At 68.0% G+C, this 14,578-nt stretch carries 12 protein-coding genes; 1 reads left to right on the top strand and 11 read right to left on the bottom strand.

Annotated features, from left to right (window positions below; translation table 11 throughout):
- Window positions 1–37: 37 nt before the first annotated feature.
- The 7 genes from EV643_RS05515 to EV643_RS05485 all read right to left on the bottom strand — a co-directional run bounded on the left by EV643_RS05515 (window position 38) and on the right by EV643_RS05485 (window position 8,336).
- Window positions 38–1,621, bottom strand: coding sequence for an FAD-dependent oxidoreductase (locus EV643_RS05515; protein WP_133798857.1), 1,584 nt, complete (start codon window positions 1,619–1,621; stop codon window positions 38–40).
- Window positions 1,622–1,635: 14 nt separating this feature from the next.
- Complete coding sequence (locus tag EV643_RS05510; protein ID WP_133798856.1) at window positions 1,636–2,682, bottom strand: LacI family DNA-binding transcriptional regulator; 1,047 nt, start codon at window positions 2,680–2,682, stop codon at window positions 1,636–1,638.
- Window positions 2,679–3,668, bottom strand: a complete 990-nt coding sequence (locus EV643_RS05505; protein WP_133798855.1) for an ABC transporter ATP-binding protein — start codon at window positions 3,666–3,668, stop codon at window positions 2,679–2,681. Before EV643_RS05505 ends, EV643_RS05510 begins: the two co-directional genes overlap by 4 nt.
- A complete protein-coding gene (locus EV643_RS05500) occupies window positions 3,665–4,687 on the bottom strand; it encodes an ABC transporter ATP-binding protein (RefSeq protein ID WP_133798854.1) in 1,023 nt (340 codons plus the stop codon). The genes EV643_RS05505 and EV643_RS05500 overlap by 4 nt, the downstream gene beginning before the upstream one ends.
- Window positions 4,687–5,568 (bottom strand): ABC transporter permease, encoded by an 882-nt coding sequence (locus EV643_RS05495; protein WP_133798853.1) that lies wholly within the window; start codon window positions 5,566–5,568, stop codon window positions 4,687–4,689. Before EV643_RS05495 ends, EV643_RS05500 begins: the two co-directional genes overlap by 1 nt.
- 7 nt (window positions 5,569–5,575) lie before the next feature.
- On the bottom strand, window positions 5,576–6,580 hold the full coding sequence (locus EV643_RS05490; RefSeq protein ID WP_133798852.1) for an ABC transporter permease: 1,005 nt from the start codon (window positions 6,578–6,580) through the stop codon (window positions 5,576–5,578).
- Between the two features lie 94 nt (window positions 6,581–6,674).
- Window positions 6,675–8,336, bottom strand: coding sequence for an ABC transporter substrate-binding protein (locus EV643_RS05485; protein ID WP_202869403.1), 1,662 nt, complete (start codon window positions 8,334–8,336; stop codon window positions 6,675–6,677).
- A 225-nt stretch (window positions 8,337–8,561) separates the two neighbouring features.
- On the opposite strand from EV643_RS05485, the gene EV643_RS05480 reads away from it, so the two are divergent.
- Window positions 8,562–10,415 (top strand): sialidase family protein, encoded by a 1,854-nt coding sequence (locus EV643_RS05480; RefSeq protein ID WP_133798851.1) that lies wholly within the window; start codon window positions 8,562–8,564, stop codon window positions 10,413–10,415.
- Between the two features lie 52 nt (window positions 10,416–10,467).
- Here the strand turns inward: EV643_RS05480 and sppA are convergent, their stop codons facing one another.
- The 4 genes from sppA to atpD all read right to left on the bottom strand — a co-directional run bounded on the left by sppA (window position 10,468) and on the right by atpD (window position 14,573).
- The gene (gene sppA, locus EV643_RS05475; RefSeq protein WP_133798850.1) at window positions 10,468–12,126 is read right to left on the bottom strand and encodes a signal peptide peptidase SppA; all 1,659 of its coding nucleotides are present in this window, start codon (window positions 12,124–12,126) and stop codon (window positions 10,468–10,470) included.
- A gap of 30 nt (window positions 12,127–12,156) precedes the next feature.
- Window positions 12,157–12,588 carry a DUF2550 domain-containing protein gene (locus EV643_RS05470; RefSeq protein WP_133798849.1) on the bottom strand — a complete coding sequence of 144 codons (432 nt, stop codon included), beginning with the start codon at window positions 12,586–12,588 and terminating at the stop codon, window positions 12,157–12,159.
- A 123-nt stretch (window positions 12,589–12,711) separates the two neighbouring features.
- Window positions 12,712–13,119, bottom strand: a complete 408-nt coding sequence (locus EV643_RS05465; RefSeq protein ID WP_133798848.1) for a F0F1 ATP synthase subunit epsilon — start codon at window positions 13,117–13,119, stop codon at window positions 12,712–12,714.
- Window positions 13,119–14,573: a F0F1 ATP synthase subunit beta gene (gene atpD, locus EV643_RS05460; RefSeq protein ID WP_133798847.1), complete on the bottom strand. Its 1,455-nt coding sequence runs from the start codon at window positions 14,571–14,573 to the stop codon at window positions 13,119–13,121. The genes EV643_RS05465 and atpD overlap by 1 nt, the downstream gene beginning before the upstream one ends.
- Window positions 14,574–14,578: the final 5 nt, after the last annotated feature.

Genomic DNA, 14,578 nt, shown 5'->3' with positions numbered 1-14,578 from the left:
CCACCTGGAGTTTCCGGCCCCGGGTGACAGCCTCCCTTCAGTCGCGATGCGTGCGGATGTGGTCCGGCCAGGCCAGCCGGACGCCGAGGCCGTCAGCCAGCAACCGCTGGTAGTCGGCCAGGTGGGCGGGATCGTTGCGGACCTTGCGCGGCGACAGCCCGTTGGCCAGGCAGAAGCTGACCAGCGCGCCGACCGCCTCGCCGATGCTCCACTCGACCGGGTGCAACCGGTAGCACCCGTTGGTGATGTGCGTGGAGCCGATGTTCTTGTTGGCCGGCAGCAGGTTGTCCACCCGCACCGGGATCAGCGCGCCGAGCGGGATCTGGAATGGATAGGCCTCGATGTCGACATACGTCCGGCCGGCCGTGCTCGGATGCAGGTCGATCCGGTACCGCCCGAGGCCGACGCTGTCCGCGAACACCTCGCTGCCGGCGCCATCCGGCCGCGCCTCGACCCCGACGTGCTGCTCGAGCACCGTGAACTCCGCCGCGATCCGCCGGGACTCGCGGATGTACGGCGACTTGGCCAGCCCGTCCGGCGTACCGGTGACATCCGGGCGGAGTCGCAGCCCGGGATATCCGGTCCCGCCATCCGGACGCGGGGCGTCGGTCTGCAGCCAGTGCAGGAAGGACAGCGAGAGCTCGCGCGACGCGGCGAGCGCGGCGTCCGGGTCGCTGGAGCCGAGAAGCGGCGTCTCCCAGTAGTCGATCTGCGGCCAGTTCACCACAGTCACATCGGATTCGACGGCACCATCGGCGAAGTTGCTGCGAGCAATGATCCGCCGGAAGTCCCACAAAGCAAAGGGAGCACGCTCAGCCGGGTTGGGCTCGAACAACCTCCACTCCCGCTGCTGCAGCGTGATCGGCACGACGTCGGCAAACGACAGCTGCGACCCAGGCCAAAACGGTGCCGCCCGCTCCAGCCAAGTCCCGTACGTCGACGGCCGGTCGATCGTGTGATCCTCCCCCGGCCGGTAGTCGAGCGCGAAGCACCAAGAGATCGCCTGCTGATCCAACGGATCGGCTACCGGCGGCGCATGCAGCTCGCCCGTGGTGTCCTGACCTTCAGCGCCGACAACATGTTCGACTCCGGCAAGCTCCAGCAGATCACCGAGCTCCGTCGCATCCACCACGTACGTCGCGCTGACGGTCAGCTCACCCCCGGTCCGCCGGTCGAGCAGCGTTACCGCCTCGATCTCATCACCACCCGCGTACGCCGCGATCGGCTCGTGCTCGAACCGAACCGTGATCCGGCCGCTGGCCCGCCACGGCGCCAGCATCTCCTCGATCACGGCGGCAGCGACACGTGGTTCGTGGCAGAACCGGCTGACGATCCCCCGGCCCGGGTCGAGCAGCGGATCGGCCGCCACCTCCGGACGCAACGGGTAGTTCCGCCGGTAATAGTCCCGGATCCGGCGGCGCAGCTCGGCGTACCCCGGTGCGGCGTACTCCTCGATCCACGGGTGCTCGTCGGGCGGCACCGCCTGGCTGGTCAGCTGGCCGCCGAGCCAGTCGGTCGGCTCGGTGAGGACGACCCGCCAGCCCAACCGGGCCGCGGTCAGCGCGGCGGCGACCCCACCCAGTCCGCCGCCGACCACCAGCACGTCCGTCGCGAGTTCCATCGGGCTCCTTAGTTTCAACGGGTTTCACGCGGCCCGGCGATGGTTTCGCCGGCCACGAGATCGCACTCGACCAACTCGCTGACCGGCGGTCGGTCCGGGTTCTCCACCCGTGCGACCAGCGCATCGATCGCGATCCGGCCGATCTCCTTGCGCGGGATCACCAGACAGTCCCAGCGATGCCCGGGTTCATCCCCCGACCCCTCCAGCACAGCGACCGACATGTCGGCCGGAATGCTCAGACCACGCGCAGCCAGCCCAGCGCGAAGCCCCTCGGCCAATCGGATGCTCTCGGCAACCACTGCCGTCTCCGGCCCACCGGCCAGTTCGTCCAGCCACGCCTCGCTCAACCAGGGCTCACCGCCGAACCCCGGCGACCGGTCGACCAAACCAAGCCGCTCGACGGCGCGCCGATAGCCGGTACGCCGGTCGTCGTACGACTCCTGCTCGATGCCCTCCCGCAGATATGCCAGCCGCCGATGACCGCGGGCGGCCAGCGACTCGACGATCCGCGCCGCGGCGCTCTCGTAGTCCGGCACGATGCACGGGATCTCCGCGCCCGCGACCTCCCGCCGACCGATGTGCACGAACAGGTAGCCGTCGTGCCACAGCCTGGCCAGCTCCTCCCGATCGGTCGCGACGCCCAGCAGCACGCTGCCGTCGGCGAGGTTGAGCCGGTTGGTGCCGTCCCGGTAAATCCGGCGCCGGCCGTCGCTGGCACCGGTCGAGGTGAACAGCACCAGGTCGTACCCGATCTCCTCAGCGCGTTCCTCGATCCCGAGCAGGAACTCGAAGTAGAAGTCGTCCCGCGCGTGCGGGAAGACGGCCTCGAAGGTGTGCACGCCGAGCAGCCGGTTGCGCTTGTTCCGCAGGTTCCGCGCGGCCGCGTTCGGGACGTAGCCGAGCTCCTTCACCGCGTCGAGGACGCGCTGCCGCGTCTCCGGCGGGATCCGGCCGGCATCGACGTCACCACTGATCACCCGTGACACGGCCGACTGCGACACCCCCGCGAGGCGGGCGACGTCGGATTGCTTCGGCGCGGATTTCCTCGGGACCCCGTTCATCGGGTCTCCTCCTGTTGAAGCCAGCAGTGGGTCCACTGGCCGTTCGGCAGCTCCGTTCGCGGTGGTACGGCCGTTTTGCAGACGTCCATCGCGAAGGGGCAGCGTGGATGGAACCGGCATCCGGACGGTGGATCGATCAGGCTCGGCGGCTCCCCCAGGTCTTCCGCGGTGCTGTCGAACAACGCATCCCGATCGCCGCCGATCCGGTCGGGATCGGGCGAGGAGTCGATCAGCAACTTCGTGTACGGGTGCAGCGGCGAGGCGATCACGTCGTCCTTCGGACCGCCCTCGACCATCCGGCCGGCGTACATCACCACGATGTCGTCGCACAGATAGCGCGCACTCGCGATGTCGTGGGTGATGTACAGCAGCGCCAGACCGTCCTCGGTCCGGAGCCGGTCGAGCAGGTTGAGCATCTCCAGCCGGATCGACACGTCCAGCATCGAGATCGGCTCGTCGCCGAGCAGCACCTTCGGCTCGACCGCCAGCGCCCGGGCGATCACCACCCGCTGCCGTTGCCCACCCGACAGCTCGTGCGGGAACTTGTCCACGAACTGATCGGCCGGCGACAGGCTGACCCGGTCGAGCAGCTCCAACACCCGCCGGTTCAACTCTGCGCGAGCCCGGACCCCATGATGCAGGCGCAGTGCACGTTCAAGGTTGTACCGGACGCGATGCAACGGGTTGAGCGAGCCAAACGGATCCTGGAAGATCAGCTGGACATCCCGGTGGTAGTCGCGCTCCTTGCCCCGAACCGCCTTCCCACGCAGGCGGATCTCGCCCGAGGTCGGCGGGTAGAACCGGGCCAGCAACCGCGCCAGCGTCGTCTTGCCGCTACCGCTCTCCCCGACGAGCGCGACGATCCGGCCGGGCTGCAACGCGAGCGTCGCGTCCTCGACCGCCCGTACTACGGCCGTTCGGCCTGCGCCGATGCGGACTGGGAAGTGCTTCGAGACCTCACGGGCCTCGAGAACGGGTTGGCTCATGCTCGATTTTCTCCCGACTGATGCAGCCTGCAGGCGACGCCATCCACCAGCAGCGGACGTTCCTGGTCGCAGCCCTCGAACCGGTCGGGGCATCGTGGGTGAAACGCGCACCCGGCGGGCGGATTGCGAAGGTCGGGCGGACTGCCGGGGATCCCGGATAGCCGACGCAGCGGAGAGCGAAGCGGTGGGAAGGAGTCGCGCAGCCCGCGGGTATACGGGTGGCGGGGGTTGGCGTATAGGGAGTGGGCGGTATCGATCTCGACGATGCGGCCCGCGTACATGATCGCGATCCGGTCGGCCAGTTCGAGTAACAGGGACAGGTCGTGCGTGACGAACACGACCGAGAATCCGAGCTCGCGCCGAAGCCGCAGCACCTGGGCCAGGATCTGCCGTTGCATCACCACATCGACAGCGGTGGTCGGCTCGTCCATCACGACCAGCTCGGGACCGCAGGCCAACGCGAGGGCGATGCTCGCACGCTGGCGCATGCCGCCGGAGAGCTCATGCGGATAGCTGCGGACCCGGTCCGCGGAGATCCCCACCATGCCGAGCAGCTCCGACGCCCGGGCCCAGGCGTCCTTGCGGCCGAGTCCCTTGTCATGCGACCGCAGTACGTCGACGAACTGCGCGCCGATCCGCATCACCGGGTTCAACGCGTCCATCGCGCTCTGCAGCACGATCGCCAGCGACGTCCAGCGGAGCGCTCGCAACTCGCTGGCACTGAGCGACACCAGGTCGACGGAGCCGTCCCGCGAGTGGAACTCGATGCTGCCCTCAGTGGTCACCGCGGGTGGGCGCTGCAACCGCGTCAAGGCAGTGATCAGCGTGGACTTTCCGGACCCCGACTCCCCCGCCACGCCGAGGATTTCGCCCCGGCGCAGCGTGAAGGACACGTCGTCGCAAGCGCGGACCGGCGCACCATCCGTCAGGTAGTCGACCGTGAGCCCGCGCACCGACAGAACCGTCGAATTCGGTCCGGTCGCAGCGGTCACCAGGCCGGGAGCTGGCTCGGTGATCATCAGACTTCACCTCTCCGGGGGACGAGCCGGGCGCGGGTGACCACCGACCGGCGGGCCAGGCGCAGTTTGGGGTTGGACAGTTCATCGACGCCGAAGTTGACCAGCGTCGCGGCGGTACCGATCAACGCGATACACAGCCCCGGTGGCACGAACCACCACCACAGACCCCGCAGTACGGCGCTCTGTTGCTGGGCGGACTGGATCATCGTGCCCCAGCTGATCGAGCCGGAGTCGGAGATGCCGAGGAACGCCAGCCCGGCCTCGGCCATCACGCCGCCGATCATGCCGTGCAGGAACATCGCCGAGATCCAGCCGGACAGATGTGGCAGCACCTCGGCGAAGATCAGCCGGCGATGGGGTTCGCCGAGCATCCGCATCGCCAGCACGAAGTCGCGGTTGCTCAGGCTCATCGCCTGCGCCCGCAGCGTCCGGGCGCCGCCCGACCAGCCGAACAGGCCGATGATCAGGGCGATCACCCACAGCCCGGTGCCCTGGACGTAGCCGGCCACGATCAGGATCAGCGGCAGCACCGGCATCACCAGGAACAGGTTGGTGAGGAAGTTCAGGCCGTTGTCCACCGCGCCACCGAAGTACCCGGCCGGTACGCCGACCGCGATCGCGATCACCGTGCCGATGGCGGCCGCGAGGATCCCGACCAGCATCGAACCGCGCGCACCCGCGATGGTCTGCGCCAGCACGTCCTGACCGAACTGGGTGGTGCCTAGCAGGTGATCCCTGCTCGGGGGCTCGGCGATCGCCGAGATGTCGTTGGCTCGCGGATCGCTCCCGAGCATTGGCCCGAAGATCGCCAGCAGGACGAAGAGGCCCAGCACGGCCAATCCGAACCGGACCTTCCAGCTGGTCAGCAGGCTTGCACGCATGTCCGCCTCACCCCCGTTCCCGGATTCGCGGATCCAGTACGACGTACGCCAGGTCGGCGACCAGGTTCGCCAGCAGGACCGCCAGCGTGATCAGCAGGAACACGCCCTGCATCATCGGGTAGTCCCGCTTCTGCAACGCCTCGTAGAGCAGGTAGCCGATCCCCGGGTAGCTGAACACGATCTCGGTCAGCAGCGCCCCACCGACCACACCGCCGAGCGCCATCGCGAATCCGGTGAAGCTCGGCAGCATCGCATTCCGGGCGGCGTACCGGAACATCACCCGGGCCGTCGACAACCCCTTCGCCTGGGCGAGCAGCACGTAGTCCTCGCGGACCGTGGTGACCGTCATGTTCCGCATCCCGAGCAGCCAGCCGCCGAAGGCCGAGAACACGATGGTTGCCGCCGGCAACACGCCGTGATGCAGCACGCTGACCGCGTAGGCAAAGCTGAACCCCTGAGCCAGATCGGCGTCGTAACCGCCCGACAACGGCGTCCAGCCGAGGATGAAACCGAACACCCACAGGGCCAGCAGCGCCACCCAGAAGTACGGCACCGAGGAGAGGAACGTGGTCAGCGGCGTCAGTACGGCGTCGAACCGGCTGCCCGCCTTCCAGCCCGCGATGACACCGAGCAGAGTCCCGATCGCGAAGGCGACCACGGTCGTCGTACCAACCAGCAGGAGCGTCCACGGCAACGCCTGCCAGACCAGATCGGCCACCGGCACCGGGAAGTTGACCACCGAGACGCCCAGGTCGAAGTGGCTGAGCTGCTGCAGGTAGTCGACGAACTGCTGCGCGAGGTTGTCCGACGGGTTGCCGAAGATCGCCCGGATCGACATCAGCGTCTCGGCCGGCACCTGCTGACCGCTGACCCGCTCGAGTTCCTCGACGATGGCCGACGACGGGTCGCCGGGCATCAGCCGCGGGAGCAGGAAGTTCAGGCCGATCGCCGCGGCCGCCGCGGCCAGGTAGAACCCGAGCCGGCGGAGCAGGAACGCCCAGCGCCGTTTCATCGGCCGTCTCCTTTCCTAGCAGGGATTCAGAGGTTTCTCAGAAGGGGAACTGCGGGGCGCGCCGGGCCGGAGGGGCGCACCCCGCAGTCGCTGGTCAGCTGCCGCGGCGTTGCAGCTTGAGCAGGGTGAGGATGGTGTCCGGGCCCATCCCGACGAACGGGATGTGGTCGAAGTTCTGCGGTGTCGGCCAGCCGGTCCACCGGGTCGCGTTGATCTCGACGAAGTAGTAGTTGTTGTAGATCGGGCTGAACGGCACCTTGTCCACCACGATCTTCTGCAACTGCTTGCCGAGCGACTTCAGCTCCGCCACGTCGTCCGTGCGCTGCATCGCGGCGATGATCGTGTCGGTCTGCGGGTCGTTCCAGCGGCCCTGGTTCAGCGTCGCCGCCTTGCCGATCGGCACCCGGAACGAGCTGTCCAGGAAGCTGTACACGCCGTACACCCCGGCTCCACCGGTCGACGCGGCGACCAGATCGAACTGACCGAGCCCCTGCTTGTCGTAGTACCCCGCGGACGGCTGCCCGGCGCCCTTCACCTCGAGGCCGAGGGTCTGCTTCCAAGTGTTGATCAGGATGTCGGCGTAGTTGCCCCAACTCCAGTCGGAGTTGAACAAAATGGTCGGCTGGTACCGCTGGCCGCCCTTAACCAACGCGCCCTGCTCGATCGTGTAACCGCCCGCGGCCAGCTCTGCCTTGGCCGCCGCCGTGTCGACCGTCTGGACCTTGCCCTTGTACGCCGGGTCGAGCCAGTCGGCGAACAACTGATCCGACAAGCCGGTCGGCCCGGCCTCGGTCCCCGGCCGCTGCAACGTGGTGACGACGGCCGTCCGGTCGATGGTCAGCGCCAGCGCCCGGCGTACGTGGACGTCGTCGAACGGGGCCTTCGCGGTGTTGAACAGGACCGACATCGCGCCGCCGTTGGAGTACAGCTGGTAGAGGTGCTTCTCCGGGTCCTTGGCGACGTACTCCTTCTCGCCGTTCGCCCACGAGTTCGACGCCCAGTCGACCTCGCCCTTGAGCAGCTGGGCCTTCAACGCGTCCGGGCTGGTCGGGATGATCTTGTATGTGGTCATCGGCAGCTTGCCGCCCCAGTAGCCGTCCCGCGCCTTGAGGGTGATCTGCTGCGGCTTGAACTCGGCCACCGTGAACGGCCCGGTGCCGACCGGTTCGGGGTTGGTCCAGGTGTTGAGGTTCTGCGACGCCCAGATGTGCTTCGGCACCATCGGCAGCAGGATGTTCGCGAACTGCGTCAGCGTCGCGTACGCCGGTTCGGCGAACCGGATCGCGACCTGCCGGTCGTCCACCTTCGTCACCGACTTGTAGGTGATCCCGGCGATGCTGAAATCAGGCTTGGCCAACGGCCGGCCAAGTGAGTAGACGGCATCGTCGGCGGTGAACTTCTGCCCGTCCGAGAACGTCACGTCACTTCGCAGCTCGATCGTCAGCAGCTTGCCGGCCTCGGAGAACGTCCAGCTCTCCGCCAGCCACGGCTTCACCACCGCCCCGTCGCCGTAGTCGATCCGGAGCAGCGGTTCGTAGACCAGCTCCATGTTCGGCGCCTTGTCGGTGGCCGGTCCGAGCACGTTGTAGTTGCGGACGAAGGTGGTCCCACCATCGGTCTTGGCGTGCACGATCGTGTCGGCGGTACCGGCCTTCGCGCCGGTCTGCTGGGTGGCCGCGGGGCCCGAACAGCCCGCCAGGATCATCGCGGCGGCCACCGCTGCGGCCACGAGGGCACGGGTCTTTCCAGTACGCATGTCAGGTCTCCCGGTACTGAGGGCGGTTGCATGTTCATACGTATGAGCACGCAATCAAACTCGTTCCGGGCCCTGCTCTTACGTATGCGCAAGAACTTAGAGACGTTAAATGCGCATGTCAATACCGTGACAACGAGAACCCGGCACGAGTTGTTGACAGCCGAAGCGGCCGGGCGTTCTGTGAGAAGAGTTCCTCGGGGGTGGAGCGGAAGTAGGGGTGGAGTCGTGAAGCGTTTCGTGGTGGCCGGCGTTCTCGGTGCCGGCCTGGTGATACCGCTGCTGTCCGTACCGGCCGACGCGGCGCCGGGGGACGTGGCGGTCAGTGACCGCACTTATGTGCGCTACGACGGTGGCACCGACCCGGTGCTGGCCGCCTGCTCGACGAACAACCGGCAGCAGAACGAGCCGACGGCGACCGTGGCCGCGCACAATCCGGCGCTGATGACCTCGGGGGCCAACGACTACTGCACGGTCCCGAACATCGGCGGCAACTGGGCGGGCTTCTACTACTCGGCCGACGGCGGTACGTCGTGGACCAACAGCCTGCTGCCGGGCTACCCCGGGGACGCGTCACCAGGCGGTACTGCGTCGCCGCTGCAGCGGATCGGTGTCAACAACGCCGGGGACCCGGTGCAGGCGTGGGACAACGACGGGAACCTGTACTACGCGGGGATCGCCTTCAACCGGGCCAGACCGGCGCTCGGCTCGATCTGGGTCGCCCGGTACGGATGGCCGGCCGGCGCCAGTCCGGCGTACCAGTTCACCACGCTGGTCGAGCGTGGGACGCCGAGCCCGATCTTCCTCGGCCTGTTCCACGACAAGATCCAGCTCGAGGTGGATCGCGGCGCCGACAGCGCGCATGCGGGAAACGTCTACGTGTGCTGGGCTCGCTTCACCGCGAGTGGTCCGAACAACGGGGTGTTCCTGGCCCGCTCGAGTGACGGCGGCCGCAGTTTCCGCAGCCAGAAGGTCTCGGACTCGGTCCACGGCAGCCAGTTCTGCGATATCGCGGTCACCAGGGACGGTGACGTCTACGTCGCGTGGCGTCAGTTCGAGTTCAACCCTGATCAGGGGCAGATGCAGGGCAACGCGGCTGTTTGGGTGAAGTCGACCAACGGCGGCAAGTCGTTCACCAAGCCGAGCGTGGCGACAGGCTTTGTCGGCTGGGACCCGGGCGACCAGACGGTCTCACCGGCCGCGTACGGCCAGGCGAAGTACGACGCATGTCTGGTGGGCGACGGGACGCTGGGGACTTGCGCGAGCCCCGAGCCGCGGGCGTTCGCGCGCGACTGCGGTGACGGACCACTTGCCTGCCAGTCCGGTTACGTGTTCCACCGGGCGAACTCGCAGGTCCGGATCACGGCTGACCCGACCGCGGCCGGTAATCCGGACCAGGTCTTCCTGGCGTACGACGGGAGCGTGCCCGGCACGGAGACCTCCACCGGTACGACGTACGGCACCATTGCCGAGGGCATCGGTAGCCAGTCGTCGGTCTACGCCCTGAACACGACGACAGGTGGTGCGACGTGGTCCACACCGACGCGGATCGACTCGCAGGAGCGCGGACACCAGTACTTCCCCGACATCGTGGCCGAGGCGGGCCAGTTGCACGCCGTCTGGCAGGACAGCCGGAACGACGCGGCGGCGGGTCCAGGCGGGCGTGACTTCCGCAGCGTGCCGGTCGGAAACATCGCTGTGGCGGCGAATCCGCCGGGCGCGGTGGCTGCCGCTCCCGGACTTGGGGCGTTCTACGCGACGTCATTGAACGGTGGCGCGAGTTGGACGGTCAGCGAGGTGTCCACGGTTCGCACGATGCCGCAGTACGAGCAGTTCGGTGACCGGGACGTGCCGTTCTTCGGTGACTACAACTACATCGCGGCATCGGGCTCGACGGTGTTCATGGCCTGGACGGATCACCGAGACGTTGTCCCGGGCAACGATCCGCGCTACCCGGTCGACGGCACGGACGGCTTCGACGTCCTCCAATGCCGGGTCGCCAACCCCGACGGCACCTTCGGCCCCGACACCTGCCCGAGCGCCGGCGGCCTCGACCAGAACATCTACGGAGCCGTCCGCTGAACAACTGTTGCGTCCGAAGAACCTTGCGTCATAGGCCAAGGTTCTTCGGACGTTACTCGAGGCGCCACGACAGCGGCATCGCGAGGACCCCGGTGGGCGGGAGACCGAGGGCCGTGTAGACGGACTCGGTGACGCCATCGAAGCTCAGCGGGGCGGCAGTGACGGCCAGGTCGTCGGTGGAAGTCGGCGGCCTCAGCCGGGCGAGCAGGTTGCGGTGCGGGGCGACCGTGAGGGCGATGTGATCGCGGTCCAGGCCGGCCCGGGTGCAGGCGAGTTGGAGGGCGCGTTCGAAGCCGCCGAGTTCGTCGACCAGCTTGCGTTCGTGGGCGTCGGCGCCGGTCCAGACCCGGCCGCGGGCCAGGGATTCGAGCCGCTCCTCCGGCAGGCCGCGATCCTGGGCTGCCTTGGCGACGAAGTCGGCGTAGATCCGGTCGAGGGTCTCCTCCAGCCGTGCCCACTGCTCCGGCGAGAACTCCTCCTGGGCCGAGTACATCCGGGCGTTCTCGCCACGGGACACGGCTTCCTGGGTGATGCCGATGCGGCCGAGCGCGTCCCGGACGACGCCCTTGCCGGTGAGCACGCCGATCGAACCGGTGATCGTGCCCGGCTGGGCGACGACGATATCGGCCGGCATCGCGACGAAGTAGCCGCCCGACGCCGCGACGCTCCCCATCGACGCGATCACTGGTTTGCCGGTCGAGCGCAGCCGGAGTACCTCGTGGCGGATGGCGTCGGAGGCGATGTACGAACCACCCGGGCTGTCGACCCGCAGTACGACGGCTTTGATCTTGTCGTCGTCGGCCACGTGGCGAAGGGCAGCGGTGATCGTGTCGGAACCAGTCCGCGGACCGCCGAGCGGGCCACCACCGGAGTTGCGCCCGACGGTGATGGCACCCGAGACGCGGATGACCGCGACGACGGGCTTCTGCGGCCAGGGCAGGTTGTCCATCACCTCATTGACCGTGCGCGGCGGGCGACGGTGGTACCGCTCGACCAGCAACCGGGTGGTCTCCCCCAGGCTCTTGCGCAGTTCGTCGTACACGTCGGAGCGATAACCGAGCCGGTCCACTAGCCCTGCCTCACGTCCCGCCTCGGCCGGCAACGGCGCGCTGTCGACGAGCTCACGGACCCGCGCGCTGTCGAGCTGTCGGCGGACGGCGATGCCCTCGACGATCTGCTCGTACGCCGACTCGGCCAGCCGCGTCGCCATCTCCTTGGCGGGACCGCTCATCTCCTTCTCGGTGAAGGTGTCGGCCGCGGTCTTGTACTCCCGGCGTTTGCCGAACTGGGGAATCACGCCGGCTTTGTCGAGCGCGCCCCGGATGAAGGTGGCCTGCACCGAGACCCCGGTGATGCCGAGCTCCCCCGACGGCTGGACCCAGATCTCGTCGAACGCGGTGGCCAGGTAGTACGGAACGGTGCCGGCGCCGACCTCGCCGAACGACTCGGTCCAGGCGACCGCCGGCTTCCCCGCGGCCCGGAAGTCGGTGACCGCCTCACGTAGATCCTGCACCTGCGCCAACGACAAGGCGGGCCCACCGACGTGCGCGACCAGGCCGACGACCGTGTCGTCGCGGGACGCTTTACGCAGGCCGGCGACCAGTTCCCGCAGGGTGGGCAGATGGCGGGCCCGGAAGGCGGCCAGCGGTGATGAGGGCGGCGTTTCCAGCACGCCCCGGGTCAGATCCAGCTCCAGCAGAATGCCCGTCATACACCGACCCTAGACGGCCGGGGCAAAACGTCAGAGGTAGGTCTGGGTGTTCGGTGGCGCGGACTCCATCCAGGCGAGGACACCGGTCAGGGCTTCCTCGGTCATCGCGAAGTGCACCGTTCGGTCCCGCAGCTCGGCGTCCACTATGACGTGACCGGCGTAAGTGACCAGCGGCTCGTTACCCATCGGGCGGCGGGTGGTGACGCCTTGCAGCTGGTGCCGGTTCACCACCAGCTTCGGCCACCAGGCGAGGCTGAAGACCCGGAACCACTGCAGTTCGTCACCGACGTACCGGGCCAGGCCGAGGGCCCAGCCGCGGCCGTGGTCCTTCTCGGCCAGTTGCAGGCTGCAATCGAACGTGCCGCCGTCCCTGGACAACCAGCGACGGCGGCACGCGAAAGCGATGATCAGCAGTACGGCAGCAAGGAAACAGACCCCGACCACATCGAGGACTGTCCTCATATACCGACCTCATTCCTGATGCCGACGGCTTGGCGGCATCTTCCCCGAACCGTACTGACTGACGCGATGTTCAATTATGGCAGGTGGGTTCAGTGCCAATGCGGCCCCACCCCACCGCCCCGGTCAGTCCGCCTGCTCGGCGGCCCGCAGCCGTGCCTCAGCGATGCGCACGTGCTCCTCGTGCTCGCCCTCGGAGCTGGTGCCGGCGGCGTGCGCCCGCTCCAGGTCCAGCCGGGCCTGCTCGAGGTCGATGTCGTGGCCCATCTCGGCGTTCTCGGCCAGGATCGAGACCCGGTCGTTCGCCACCGAGATGAAGCCCTCCGGCGCCGCCGCGACGAAGAACTCGTCGTCGACGGTCCGCACCTGGACGGTGCCACCCTGCAACAGGCCGAGCAGCGGCGCGTGGCCGGGCAGGATGCCGAGGTCACCGTCGGTGGTGCGGGCGATGACGATCTTCGCCTGCCCTTGCCACACCGTCCGCTCGGCCGCGACCAGCGCGACCTCCAGGTGCTTGCCGCTCTCGTCGGCCATCAGTGTTCCTTCTGCAGCTCGGCCCACTTGCGCTCGACATCGTCGAGGCTGCCGGTGTTGAAGAACGCCTGCTCGGCGATGTGGTCGCACTCGCCTTCGGTGATCTTCTTGAAGGACTCGATGGTGTCCTTCAGCGGCACGGTGGAACCGGCGATGTTGGTGAACTTCTCCGCCATGTAGGTGTTCTGGGAGAGGAACTGCTCGATCCGGCGCGCCCGGGCGACGGTGATCTTGTCCTCTTCGGAGAGCTCGTCGACACCCAGGATGGCGATGATGTCCTGCAGTTCCTTGTTCTTCTGCAGGATCTGCTTCACCCGGACGGCCACGTCGTAGTGCTCCTGGCCGATGTACTGCGGGTCGAGGATCCGCGACGTCGAGGTCAGCGGATCGACGGCCGGGTACAGACCACGCGACGCGATGTCGCGGGACAGCTCGGTGGTCGCGTCCAGGTGGGCGAAGGTGGTCGCCGGCGCCGGGTCGGTGTAGTCGTCGGCGGGCACGTAGATCGCCTGCATCGAGGTGATCGAGTGACCCCGGGTCGACGTGATCCGCTCCTGCAGCACACCCATCTCGTCGGCCAGGTTCGGCTGGTAACCCACCGCGGACGGCATCCGGCCGAGCAGCGTGGAGACCTCGGAACCGGCCTGGGTGAACCGGAAGATGTTGTCGATGAAGAGCAGCACGTCCTGCTCCTTCACGTCGCGGAAGTACTCCGCCATCGTGAGGGCCGACAGGGCGACGCGCAGCCGGGTGCCCGGCGGCTCGTCCATCTGACCGAACACCAGTGCGGTGTCCTTGAAGACGCCGGCCTCGTCCATCTCGTGGATCAGGTCGTTGCCCTCACGGGTCCGCTCGCCGACCCCGGCGAACACCGAGGTGCCACCGAAGTTGTGGGCGATCCGGTAGATCATCTCCTGGATCATCACGGTCTTGCCGACGCCCGCACCGCCGAACAGGCCGATCTTGCCGCCCTGCACGTACGGCGTGAGCAGGTCGAGCACCTTGATGCCCGTCTCCAGCATCTCGGTCTTGGACTCGAGCTGGTCGAAGGCCGGCGCCTTGCGGTGGATCGGCCAGCGCTCGGTGACCTCGAACTCGGACTCGTCCTGGTTCAGGCACTTGCCGGTCACGGACCAGACCCGGCCCTTGGTGACGTCGCCGACCGGGACAGAAATCGCAGAGCCGCTATCGCGCACCTCCGTACCGCGGGTCAGGCCGTCGGTGGGCTTCATCGAGATGGCCCGGACGATGTTGTCGCCGACGTGCAGCGCCACCTCGAGGGTGATCGTCTGGGTGGTGTCGCCCAGGGTGATGTCCACCTCGAGCGCGTTGTACATCTCGGGCATCGCGTCCGCGGGGAACTCGACGTCGACGACCGGGCCGATCACCCGGGCGACGCGACCGACACCCGGGGTGCGCGCCTCGTTGTTCTTCTCGGTAACCGTGGCAGTCATCTCTC

It is taken from the genome of Kribbella caucasensis, assembly GCF_004361855.1.
GTDB classification, from domain to species: Bacteria; Actinomycetota; Actinomycetes; order Propionibacteriales; family Kribbellaceae; genus Kribbella; species Kribbella caucasensis.
Note: the sequence above shows the minus strand (reverse complement) of the source record. Positions and strands in the feature narration are given on the sequence as shown.

What these genes read in the sequence shown, in the direction of transcription:
- EV643_RS05510 (WP_133798856.1), bottom strand. Translation starts at nt 2,682, where the DNA reads ATGAACGGGGTCCCGAGGAAATCCGCGCCGAAGCAATCCGACGTCGCC.
- atpD (WP_133798847.1), bottom strand. Translation starts at nt 14,573, where the DNA reads ATGACTGCCACGGTTACCGAGAAGAACAACGAGGCGCGCACCCCGGGT.
- EV643_RS05500 (WP_133798854.1), bottom strand. Translation starts at nt 4,687, where the DNA reads ATGATCACCGAGCCAGCTCCCGGCCTGGTGACCGCTGCGACCGGACCG.
- sppA (WP_133798850.1), bottom strand. Translation starts at nt 12,126, where the DNA reads ATGACGGGCATTCTGCTGGAGCTGGATCTGACCCGGGGCGTGCTGGAA.
- EV643_RS05490 (WP_133798852.1), bottom strand. Translation starts at nt 6,580, where the DNA reads ATGAAACGGCGCTGGGCGTTCCTGCTCCGCCGGCTCGGGTTCTACCTG.
- EV643_RS05505 (WP_133798855.1), bottom strand. Translation starts at nt 3,668, where the DNA reads ATGAGCCAACCCGTTCTCGAGGCCCGTGAGGTCTCGAAGCACTTCCCA.
- EV643_RS05485 (WP_202869403.1), bottom strand. Translation starts at nt 8,336, where the DNA reads ATGCGTACTGGAAAGACCCGTGCCCTCGTGGCCGCAGCGGTGGCCGCC.
- EV643_RS05465 (WP_133798848.1), bottom strand. Translation starts at nt 13,119, where the DNA reads ATGGCCGACGAGAGCGGCAAGCACCTGGAGGTCGCGCTGGTCGCGGCC.
- EV643_RS05470 (WP_133798849.1), bottom strand. Translation starts at nt 12,588, where the DNA reads ATGAGGACAGTCCTCGATGTGGTCGGGGTCTGTTTCCTTGCTGCCGTA.
- EV643_RS05495 (WP_133798853.1), bottom strand. Translation starts at nt 5,568, where the DNA reads ATGCGTGCAAGCCTGCTGACCAGCTGGAAGGTCCGGTTCGGATTGGCC.
- EV643_RS05515 (WP_133798857.1), bottom strand. Translation starts at nt 1,621, where the DNA reads ATGGAACTCGCGACGGACGTGCTGGTGGTCGGCGGCGGACTGGGTGGG.